8 protein-coding genes are annotated in these 10,964 nt (G+C 74.8%); all 8 read right to left on the reverse strand.

Features of this window, described 5'->3' with window-relative positions; all coding sequences use genetic code 11:
* Positions 1 to 34 precede the first annotated feature (34 nt).
* Positions 35 to 3,400, reverse strand: coding sequence for a type I polyketide synthase (locus NBZ85_RS20255; RefSeq protein ID WP_261558473.1), 3,366 nt, complete (start codon positions 3,398 to 3,400; stop codon positions 35 to 37).
* The gene (locus NBZ85_RS20260) at positions 3,397 to 4,440 is read right to left on the reverse strand and encodes an ABC transporter substrate-binding protein (RefSeq protein ID WP_261558471.1); all 1,044 of its coding nucleotides are present in this window, start codon (positions 4,438 to 4,440) and stop codon (positions 3,397 to 3,399) included. Before NBZ85_RS20260 ends, NBZ85_RS20255 begins: the two co-directional genes overlap by 4 nt.
* Before the next feature lie 55 nt (positions 4,441 to 4,495).
* Positions 4,496 to 6,118: an amino acid adenylation domain-containing protein gene (locus NBZ85_RS20265; RefSeq protein WP_261558469.1), complete on the reverse strand. Its 1,623-nt coding sequence runs from the start codon at positions 6,116 to 6,118 to the stop codon at positions 4,496 to 4,498.
* 125 nt (positions 6,119 to 6,243) lie between these two features.
* A complete protein-coding gene (locus NBZ85_RS20270) occupies positions 6,244 to 7,083 on the reverse strand; it encodes an ABC transporter permease (RefSeq protein WP_261558467.1) in 840 nt (279 codons plus the stop codon).
* Positions 7,080 to 7,874 carry an ABC transporter permease gene (locus NBZ85_RS20275; RefSeq protein WP_261558459.1) on the reverse strand — a complete coding sequence of 265 codons (795 nt, stop codon included), beginning with the start codon at positions 7,872 to 7,874 and terminating at the stop codon, positions 7,080 to 7,082. The genes NBZ85_RS20270 and NBZ85_RS20275 overlap by 4 nt, the downstream gene beginning before the upstream one ends.
* Positions 7,871 to 8,917 carry an ATP-binding cassette domain-containing protein gene (locus tag NBZ85_RS20280; RefSeq protein WP_308205033.1) on the reverse strand — a complete coding sequence of 349 codons (1,047 nt, stop codon included), beginning with the start codon at positions 8,915 to 8,917 and terminating at the stop codon, positions 7,871 to 7,873. The genes NBZ85_RS20275 and NBZ85_RS20280 overlap by 4 nt, the downstream gene beginning before the upstream one ends.
* A complete protein-coding gene (locus tag NBZ85_RS20285; protein ID WP_261562412.1) occupies positions 8,914 to 10,473 on the reverse strand; it encodes a cupin domain-containing protein in 1,560 nt (519 codons plus the stop codon). Before NBZ85_RS20285 ends, NBZ85_RS20280 begins: the two co-directional genes overlap by 4 nt.
* Before the next feature lie 93 nt (positions 10,474 to 10,566).
* The coding region (locus NBZ85_RS20290) for a phosphopantetheine-binding protein (RefSeq protein ID WP_261562413.1) at positions 10,567 to 10,964 on the reverse strand (398 nt) is incomplete at its 5' end.

The raw sequence follows: 10,964 nt of genomic DNA on the forward strand, positions 1-10,964 counted from the left end.
GTGGGGGTCTGCGGGGACGCGGCGCCACTCATGGTCAGCCCTGCTCCTGTCCAGAGACGACGGCCGGATCGGCGGGCTGCGCGTACGGGTCCGGATCCGGGTAGGGCGGAGTGCGGCCTGCCGGGTCCGCCATGGACGCCAGCAGCCGCTCGGCCTCCTCGTCGCTCATCGTGTCGAGCCGTTCGTAGAGCAGCCGTTCCACGGTCTCGGCCATGCCCGCCACTGTCGGGACCCCACCGAGGATCTCGGCGACGGAGATCCTGATCGGGTAGGCGGCCTCGATCCGGGTGACGATCTGCGCGGCGAGCAGCGAGTGGCCGCCGAGGTCGAAGAAGTTGTCGTGCCGGCCGACGGCGGTCAGCCCCATCACGTCCCGCCAGCCGCGGCGCAGTTCCGCCTCGATGGGCGTCGCGTCGTCCGTGTCGTACTCATCGGCGCCGCTGGCCGCGTCGAACCCGCCGTGCGGGGTGAGGCCTGCGTGCGGGTCGGATCCGCCGTGCGGGTCGGACCCGGGGGATGCGCCGGACCGGTGGGGAACAGGCGGGTCCACCGGCACGGCCCGGGTGCCCGCGGCGGTGCCGGCCGGAGCGGTGCCGGTGCCGAGGGACCGGGGGCCGCCGGGCGGTTCCACCCAGTGCCGGGAATGTTGGAACGGGTAGGTCGGGATGCGGGTCCGCCGCCGGGGCGCGTCGGCGTGCACGGCCGCCCAGTCGGGCCGGACGCCGCGCAGCCACAGCCGGCCCAGCAGGCCCAGCAGGTCGGCTCCGCCGGACCGGGCGTCCCGGGCCGGCCCGAGGCTGACCAGCACGGCCTCCCGCGCCGTGCCCCCGGATGCTGCCGCGTCCCCGGATGCCGGCGCCAGGGCGGGCTCGGTGGGCAGGGCGTCGGCGGCGCGGGCCAGTGCCGCGCCCGGGCCGACCTCGGCGAGGACGAGGTCCGGCGTCGCGCGCAGCGTGGCGATCCCCGCGGTGAACCGCACGGGCTCGCGTAGCTGACGTCCCCAGTAGGCGGGGTCGGTGGCCTGCTCGGCGGTGATCCAGGTACCGGTGACCCCGGAGACGAACGGGGTGTGGGGGGCCTGCGGCGCCGCGGCACGCACCTCGGCGACGAACGGGGCGACGGCCGGATCCATCATCGCCGAATGGAACGCGTGCGAGGTCCGTAACGGGGTGCTGGCGATCCCCGCGGCACGCAGCCGGGCCGTCAGCTCGCCCAACGCGGGCTGCGGCCCGGACAGGACCGTCTGCGCGGCGCTGTTCACCGCGGCCAGGTTCACCGGGGTGCCATCGAGCCAGGGGGTCACCTCGGCCTCGGACAGTGCCACGGCGGCCATCGCCCCGCCGGGTAGGGCGGCGATGAGCCGGCCCCGGGCAGCCACCAGCCGCAACGCCGTGTCCAGGTCGAACACGCCGGCCAGGGTGGCACTGACGAACTCGCCCAGGCTGTGGCCGAACGTCGCGGTGGGCCGGATGCCCCAGGCGGCGAGCTGGCGGGCGAGGGCGTACTCGACGACGAACAGCGCCGGCTGGGTGAGTTCGGTGCGCGCCAGCAGCGCCTGCGCCCCGGCACCGAGGTCGGGGTGCAGATCGGGGTGCAGCACCCCGCGCAGGTCCAGGCCGAGGATCGGGGCCAGTTGGTGGGCGCAGTCGTCGACGGTTGCGCGGAACACCGCCTCCGTCTCGTACAGGCCGCCGGCCATCCCCGGGTACTGGCTGCCCTGGCCGGGGAACAGGAAGGCCACCCCGGCGCGGTCGGTGCCGGGGCTGCCCCGCCAGGCCGTCGCGCCGCCGACCGCAGCCGCGGATCCGGCTGCGGTCGCGGAACCGGGCCGGGGTGCGCCCCCGGCGCGCAGGGCCAGGCTCGCGGTGGCCGCGTCGCCGGCGGTGACCGCCAGGCGGTGGTCGAACTCGGCCCGGCCGACCTGGGTTGTCCAGGCGATGTCGGCGAGTTCCGCGGCGTCGGGGCTGGTGTCGTCGAGGTGGGCGGCGAGGCGGGCGCGGGCGTCGTCGAGGGCCGCCGGGGTGCGCCCGGACACCAGCAGCAGCACCGCGGGCCGGCCCGCGGGTGGTGCGGCCGGGTGGCGCGGCGGCTCCTCGACGACGACGTGGGCGTTGGTGCCGCCGACGGCGAACGAGCTCACGCCGGCGCGGCGCGGTGGGCCGTCCGCCGGCCACGGGCTCAGCTCCGTGTTGACCCGGAACGGCGTCGCGGCGAAGCCGATCTGCGGGTTCGGTTCGGCGCAGTTGAGGCTGGGCGGCAGCGTCTCGTGCCGGAACGCGAGCAAGATCTTGATCAGGCCGGCGACGCCGGAGGCGGTGTCGGTGTGGCCGATGTTGGGCTTGAGGGTGCCGATCCGGCAGAACTGCCGCCGGTCGGTGTCGAAAGCCTGGGTCAGGGCGGCGATCTCGATGGCGTCGCCGAGCGGCGTGCCGGTGCCGTGGGTCTCGACGTAGCCGACCGTCTGCGGGTCGACGCCCGCCACGGCCAGCGCTTCGGCGATGACGTCGGCCTGGCCGGTGACGCTCGGCGCGGTGAACCCGACCTTGTCGGCGCCGTCGTTGTTCACCGCGCTGCCCCGGATGACGCCGAGGATCGGGTCGCCGTCGGCGAGGGCGTCGGCGAGCCGGCGCAGCACGACGACGGCGGCGGCGTCGCCCGGCACGGTTCCGTCGGCGGCGGCGTCGAACGCCCGGCACCGCCCGTCCGGCGAGTTCACCCCGCCGGAGGAGTGCAGGTAGCCGGCGCGCTGCGGCAGGAAGATCGTCGCACCGCCGGCGAGGGCGAAGTCGGACTCGCCGGACAGCAGGCTCTGCACCGCCAGGTGCACCGACACCAGCGACGACGAGCAGCCGGTCAGCACGCTGATGCTCGGCCCGTGCAGGTCGAGCTTGTAGGACACCCTCAGGGCGAAGAAGTCCTTCTCGTTGCCGAGCATCGCGCCGAAATGCCCGATCCGGGCAAGGAACGACTCGTTGGGCAGGATGTTGGACAGGTAGTACAGGTCCGGGCCGCCGCCGCCGAACACGCCGACGGCGCCGTCGATGCGCCGGGTGTCGTGGCCGGCGGACTCCAGCGCCTCCCACGCGCATTCCAGGAAGATCCGCTGCTGCGGGTCGATCGTCTCGGCCTCGCGGGGGGTGTAGCCGAAGAACTGCGCGTCGAACAGGTCGACGTCGTCGAGCACGGGGCGGCGACGCACCAGCCGGGGCTCGGTCAGAGCCTCGGCCGGCACGCCGCTGCGCAGCAGGTCGTCGTCGGTGAACTCGGTGGTGGACTCCACCCCGGCGCACAGGTTGCGCCAGAAGGTGTCGAGGTCGGCGGCGCGGGGGAACCGACCGGCGGCGCCGGTGACAGCGATGGCGTTGTCGTCGGCGAGGTCCTGCTGGCCGCCGCCCGTCATCGCGCGAACCCGGCCAGGGCCGGCTTGAGCTGCTCCAGCGACCACACGATGCCCAGCGGGCCGGGGTTGCGCAGCGCGGTGGCGGTGGCCGGCGGCAGGGCGGTGGCGTGCCCGGCCTTCACCGCGGGCAGGGCCTTGTACGCCCCGAGTGCCTCGACGGTGGCCTGGGCGGTGGGCACCAGGTAGGTCGTCAGCAGCAGGTCGGCGTCGGAGAGCTGGCCGAGCTGTTCGAAGCTGAGCAGGGCCGCCCCGGAGCTGGGGTCGACGGGCAGTTTGGCCGCGGTCGGGGACAGGGTCAGGCCGATCTGGTTGAACAGCTTCGTCGAGAAGTCCGTCGGCGAAACGGTGACGGCGAGTCCCGGCCCGGTGCTGCCGAGCGCGAAGGCGTAGGTCTTGCCCTGGGCGCCCGCGTTCGCGTCCTTCACCGCGGTGATCGCGTCCTGCGTCTTCGTGACCAGGGCCTCGCCCGACCGGCCCAGCACCTTACCGGTGGTGCGGGTGACGTCCTGCCAGCTGTCCTGGAGCAGGCCCTTGTCGTAGGCGACGGTCGGCGCGATCCGGCTCAGGCTCGAGTAGGACTTGTCAATGGTGAAGTCGGTGCCGGCCAGGATGACGTCGGGTCGCAGCGCGGCGATCTGTTCGACGTTGAAGGTGGCGTCCGCCCCCTGGGGCAGCAGCGTGGTCTTCGCGGTGTCGACTTTGCCGGTCAGCCAGGGGTAGAGGCCGTCGGCGTTGAACGGCGACTTGGGAATGCCCACCGGGGTGACGCCGAGCGCGAGCGCCGCCTCGGTCTCGGCGAGGCCGAGGGTGACGACGCGGGTCGGGGCCTTCTTGACGGTGGCCGTGCCCAGCTTGGAGGTGATGGTGACCGGGAACGTGCCGGTCGTGCCGGTCGTGGCCGCGGTGCCGGCCGCGGGCGCCGCGGTGGATCCCGAGCTGCCGCAGGCAACGAGCCCCAGGGCGCCGGCCGCTACGGCGGCGCTCAGACAGATGCGCGTGGACAGCCGTCGCGCGAGGTGGTTGTAGCCCGTTCTTGTCACGGGGGGCACGCCTTTCTTTACCTGTTCAGGGTGTGTCGGTGGGACGGGAAGGTGCTCACCATTCGGCGATCGGATCGGCCCACAGCCCGGCGTTCGCGAGCGCGGGTGGGGCGGGTGCGCCAGCCGATGCCGGGTCGTCCCGGCCGGCCAGGACGGCGACGGCGGGACGGTCGAGTTTGCCGTTGGCGGTCAGCGGCAGGGCGTCGACGAAGCGGTAGCGGCTGGGGATGACGCCGGCCGGCAGGCGTTGCGACAGGGCCGCGCGGATGCGGCCCAGGTCGCGGTGGCCGGGCCCGGCGACGGCGAGCGCGACCAGGTCGGCGTCGGCTCCGTGACCGACGACGGTGACGGCCGCCGCCTCGATGCCGGGCACGGTCATCAGCGCGCCCTCGACGTCCGGCGCCTCGACACGGATGCCGCGGACCTTGAGCTGCTCGGCGTCGCGGCGGCCGTGGTAGTGCAGCATGCCGTCCTCGGCGTGGACCAGGTCGCCGGTGCGGTACCAGCGGCCGGGCTCGCCCGGCCGGGTCACGAACCGGGTGGCGGTGAGCTCCGGATCGTGGCGGTAGCCGAGTGCCACGCCGGCACCGCCGATGTAGAGCTCACCGGCCTCGGCCCCGGCAACGGGGCTGCCGTCGTCGGCCAGGACCGCCAGCAGGGTGCCGGCGATCGCCCGGCCGATCGGGGGCCGGTCGCCCGCGGCGCCGTCGCGCACGTGGTGGAAGGTCGCGACGACCGTCGTCTCGGTCGGGCCGTAGAGGTTGACCAGCCGTGGCTGGGCCGGCGCGGCGACCGGCAGCCGCAGCTCTGCGCCGCCGGTCAGTAGGTAGCGCAGCCGCGGCAGCTCGTGGCGGCCGGCGAGTAGCTGCTCGGCGAGCGGGGTCGACAGGTCCGTGATCGTCGACTCCCACCGGCGCAGCGCCTCGGCGATCCGGCCGGGGACCATGCGGATGTCGTCCGGGCAGGCCTGCAGCGTCGCTCCGGCAGCCAGGGTCGTCCAGATCTCGGCGGCGGCTGCGTCGAAGGCCAGCCCGAGGGTGTGCAGATGACGGTCGTCCGCGCTGAGCTGGAAGGCACGCAGCCACCAGCGGACGAAGGCGTTGAGGCTGTCGTGGGCGACCTCGACGCCCTTTGGCCGCCCGGTCGTTCCCGAGGTGTAGATGACGGTGGCTGGGGAGTGCGGGTCCGTCGCGGGCGGCGCGGTCGCCGCGGCCGGACCGGGGCCGGCCGGCGCGTGCCGGGTCAGGTGTCGGCGGGTCGGGCGGGCCAGCTCGGCGGGGCCGAGCTCGCCGACACCGAGGTCAGCGCCGAAACCCTCGTGCGCGGCGTCGCTGAGCAGCACCACGGGCCGGGAGTCGTCGGTGATCTGTCGCAGCCGGGCGACCGGGTAGGCCGTGTCCAGCGGCAGGTAGGCCGCCTGGGCGAGCCAGCAACCGAGGGCGGCGGCGACGAACGGCGTCCCGCGGGTCGCCGCCAGCGCCACGAGGTCGCCGGGCGCGGTGCCCGCCGCGCGCAGGGCGGCCGCGGTGCGCACAGCCTGCTCCCAGAGCTGGCCGTAGGTCGTGGGCTGCCGGTCGGGCGCGTCGACGACCGCCGGCGCGGACGGGCACCGCAGCACGTGCTCGTGGATGCGTCGAACCCCCCACGGCACGGTTGCCCGCTGTGGTGGATGATCCACCGCGACCCCTCGCTTTCTCTGGGGATCGAACCGATCGCCCAGCGGAATGAAGGTTAGGTTAACCTATGATCTTGATGGGATGAAGGGGAGGCCACCGGGTATTTCCCGCGCGATCGAGGAGCCCGTCAGCCGCGCCGGGCGGCGGCGACCCGGTAACCCCGCACCGCCGCCGGCCCGAACACCGCGACGAGACCGGCGCCCCAGGCCAGGCACTGCAGGAACGGCACCAGCACGGCGCCGGAGTCGGCCAGCCCCCGCATCGCCTCGGTCGCGCAGCTGAACGGGACCGCCCGCACCACCGGTTGAGACCAGCCCGGATATTCGGCCGCCGGCACGAAACCGGCGTTGAAGAACAGCATCAGCAAGGCGAGCAGGCTCAGCACACCGAGCGACGCCGCATCCTTCACGCGCACGGCGACCGCGGTGATCAAAGCGGCGAATCCGACGGCGAGCACGCACGGCACCAGCAGGAACCCGACCGCCGCCAGCGGGCCCTGGTGGAAACGCAGCCCCACGGCCAGCCCGGTCAGGGCGAGCGCCACCGCGGCGGCCAGCGCCCGGACTACCTCCGCGAGCAGCCGGCCCGTCAGCGCTCCGGCCCGGTGCACCGGCATCACCTGGAACCGGGCGAGCAGGCCGCTGTCCCGCTCGGCCACCAGCGACACCCCGGTCCCCACCCCACCGAAGACCGTGCCGGCCAGGACCGTCAATGGCACGGTCCCGTAGATGCTGCCCTGCCCGGTCGCCGCGGTGATCGAGTCGCCGAGCACCGTGCGGAACACCAGCAGCAGGAACCCGGGGAACACCAGCGTCTGGGCCAGCACCAGCGGTTCGCGCGACCAGCGCCGCAGCAGCCGCTCGGCCTGCAGCAGACCGCACCGCAGCGCCGAGGCGGGCCGGCGTTCCCCACCGGTGGAGACGGTGTCGGTGCGGGGGATGGCGTCGGTACCGAGGACGGCGGTCACGGCCGCGTCCCCGGGGCCCGGCCGGCGAGACCGCGCAGCAGCAGCGCGCCGAACGCCACGGCCAGCCCGGCCGCCCACAGCAGGGCGATCACCGTCGGCTGCAGGCTGGGGGCGCCGGTGGCCAGCGCCCGCATCGCGTCCGCGAAGCGCGACACCGGCTGCTGGCGGGCGATGCCGCGCAGCCATGACGGGAAGCCGGAGAGCGGGACGAATCCCGTCGAGATCATCACCAGCAGCAGCTGAGGCACCGTCAGCGTCTGGGCCACCGACTCCTTCGAACCGGTCCGCACCGCGATCGCGTCCGCTCCCAGCGCCATGACCAGCGCGAACAGCAACGCCAGCGCGGCGAAGACGAGGGCCGGACCGAGCCCGTCGTGAAAGCGGAACCCGAACGCGTACCCGATCACCACCGCCACCACGACGGCGAGCACCGCCCGGATCAGGTCCGCGGCCAGACGGCCCAGAACCGGCGCCAGGCGGGCCACCGGCATGGAGCGCACCCGCCGGTACATCCCCGCGTCGATGTCGGCGGCCAGCCCCTCGGCCGAGCTGATCGCGGTGAACAGCATCGCCTGCAGCACGATCACCGGCAGCAGGTGCTGGGCGTAGTCGACGCCGAGGTCCGCCATCACCCGGCGCAGCGGCACGTAGAAACCGACGAAGAACACGATCGGCGACAGGACCGCCCCGGACAGCTCGGCCGAGTCGCGGCGCAGCAGGGCGACGTCGCGCCCGGCCAGCACCCAGCTCTGCCGCAGCAGGCCGGCGGCAGCCGGCGGCGGCGCGCTCACCGGCCGGCCGCCGCATCGGTGTCGGCCGGGGTGGTGTCGGCCGGGCGTCCGGTGAGGGCGAGGAAGACGTCGTCGAGCGAGGGACGGCGCAGGGCGATGTCGGCGAGTTCGACGCCGGCGTCGCCGAGCAGGCACAGGGCCCGGGCCAGGGTGCCCACCCCGTCCGGGGCCGGCAGCGCCAGCCGGTCGGCGCCGTCGGCCGGGGCGGCGACGCCGGCAGGGGACAGCTCGGCCAGCGCCGCGGCCGCCCGCGCCAGCATCGCCGGATCCGCCGGCACGACCTCGCAGACCGTCTGCCCGACCCGGGCCTTGAGCTCGTCGGCTGTGCCCTGCGCCACCGCCCGGCCATGGTCGATCACCAGGACCCGGTCGGCGAGCACGTCGGCCTCCTCCAGGTACTGGGTGGTCAGCAGCACCGCGATGTCCCGGGCGCGCAGGGCCCGCACCGACGCCCACAGCGCCGCCCGGCTGCGCGGGTCCAGGCCGGTGGTCGGCTCGTCGAGGAACAGCACGCGGGGCTCGCCGACCAGGCTCGCGGCGATGTCGAGGCGCCGGCGCATCCCACCGGAGTAGGTGGAGACCCGGCGCCGGGCCGCCTCGACGAGGTCGAACTCGGCAAGCAGCTCGTCGGCCCGTTCCCGCGCCCGCCCCCGGCGCAGCCCGAGCAGACGGGCGAACAGCACCAGGTTCTCCCGCCCGGTGAGCTGGTCGTCGAGCGCGGCGAACTGCCCGGTCAGCGCGATCGAGCGGCGCACCCCGGCCGGATCGGCGGCGAGGTCGTGACCCGCGACGACGACCCGGCCGGACGTCGGCGGTACCAGCGTCGACAGGATGTCGACGCAGGTCGTCTTGCCGGCGCCGTTGGGGCCGAGCAGGCCGAGGACCTCGCCGGGGGCGACGGTCAGGTCCAGCCCGTCGAGCGCGATGAGCTCGCCGTAGGTCTTGCGCAGGCCCTCGACGAGGACCGCCGGCGCGCGGCCGGGCGTGTCCGGCGCCGGCCCGGCCGGTGCGTGCACCGACAGCGGTGACGGTGACGTGGTCAATGGGATTCGATCTCCTGGAGCAGGTCGTTCGGAATGATCGGCTGGTGGTAGGTGCACGAGCCGGAGAGCACGGTCGAGCCGTGCAGCCGCGACTGCGGGATGAGGATCTTGTCGCCGTCGCTCAGCGAGATCTTGTGGGTGACGTTGTTCCAGAAGTGCATCTGCCCGGACTCGATCATCACCAGCCGGTGTTCGTCGTGGACATGCGTCGTCGACGTCTCCTCGCTCGACTCGACGAAGGTGTCCAGGTCGACCTCGATGCCCTCGGCGGTGAGGTAGGCGTCGATGGTCCGGGCCCTCGCCTTGTGCTCCTCGATCGCATCCGCCCAGGCCAGCTGGGCGGCGAGGTCGCAGTCCCACAGCGCGCGCAGGCGGCGGGCGTCGGCGAACCCGGCCCGGAACGCCGTCAGCGCCGCGTCGCCGGCGAGCGCCAGCAGGGGGGTGAGCAGGGCGTCGACCAGCCGGTCCAGCTCGCCGGGCGTCGTCGGTGCCAGCGAGCTGACGAACGGCGCCGGCCGCGCGCCGAGACCGTCCTCGACGGCACCGGCCCAGGCCGCGGCGGTGCCGGCGTCGTCGATGTGCTGGTGGACGTACGCGCCGAGCAGCTCGGCATGGCGCTCGGGGGCGCGGGAGAGCAGATGCAGGTGGTTGCCTCGGGCCAGGGAGGTGTTCAGGTAGAGCTGCCAGTAGGCGCCGACGGTCGGCTGCAGGCCGGCCGCGGCGAGCAGCGCCGTCCAGCCGGCCGCGTCGCCGACCCATCGCTGGTAGGTGGCCAGCAGCAGCCCGCGGGCGTCGGGATGGGCCAGCTTGTACTCGCCGAGGGCCGCCCGCGCCACCGCGGTCCGCGCCGCCGGCAGGAACGCCGAGAGCTGCAGCAGCGCGAAGGTCGTCGCCTCGCGTCGATCGCGGGTGCCGCCCAGCACCCTGAACGCCTCGCCCGGATGGTCGCGGCGCTGCTCCCAGTACCCGTGCAGCTCCCGGCGCAGCGTCGGCAGCCCGCCGCCTGGTTCCGGGCCCGGGCCTGGGGCGGGGTCGCGGTCATCCGCCAGGAATGCGAACAGGTGGTGTTCGAGTACGGGACGGGCCAGCGCGCCGCGCAGTCGGTTCGCCGGGCTGTAGAAGGCGGCGGCGTCGCGCTCGGCCGCCGCGCTGCGCCCCGGGGGCAGGTACAGCAGGTCCGCGTCGTAGATGTTGCGCAGCATGCGGTGCCCGAGCAGGCCGGACAGCCGCAGCACCGTGTCCGACCGCAGCGGGGTGGCGTAGTCCAGCCAGGCGAGGTCGTCGGGCCGCACCGGCCGCCGGTAGGGGTTGTCCTCGGTGGTCAGCTCCTCCCACTCGGCCGCGCGGAACGCCGGGTTGGCGGCGAAGGCCCGGACCAGCGCGTGCGCCTCCCGGCCCGCGACGGCCGCCTCGACCTGCTCGGTCAGGCCGCCAGGCCGAGCCTGGTCCGGCGGTGCGCCGGACTGGGTCCGGCCCAGGGACAGGGACGTCGGCGGCCGGTCCTGGACGGTGGAGCTCGGGTGAACCTCCGTCGCCGTCGTCTGGTTCGGCGTCATCGGGGCTCCTTTCTCCGGCGATGCGCCTGGGGCGCGCGGGTGGCGGGTGGGTTGACTCGGGTCAGGGTTGGCGCGGGTCGGAGTCGCCTCGGGTCAGGGTTGGCTCGGTCCACGGGCGGCGAGGCGGCGCTGGGCACGCCGGCGCCCTCGCTCCGCGCCCGACGGCGCCGGCGGGTCGGAACCGGCCGCCTCCGGGCCGCCCGGGCCGGCAGGCGCGCCCGCGGGTGTGCCCGCGGCCGGCGGCGGGGTGAGCAGGCCGGCCAGGGCCCGCACCGAGGGCGCCCGGAACAGGTCGACCATGGTCGGGGGGTGGGGTAGCCGCCCCTCGAGGAGGCTGTGCAGCCGGGTCGCGGCCACCGAGTTGCCGCCGATGTCGAAGAAGTTGTCCCGCACCCCGACCTGTCCGATCCCGAGCACCTCGCACCACGCGGCGGCGATTGTGCGTTCGAGGTCCGATCGCGGCTGCACGCCGGCACCGACGGCGTCCGGAC

The sequence above is a fragment of the Frankia tisae genome (assembly GCF_025403405.1).
GTDB classification, from domain to species: domain Bacteria; phylum Actinomycetota; class Actinomycetes; order Frankiales; family Frankiaceae; genus Frankia; species Frankia tisai.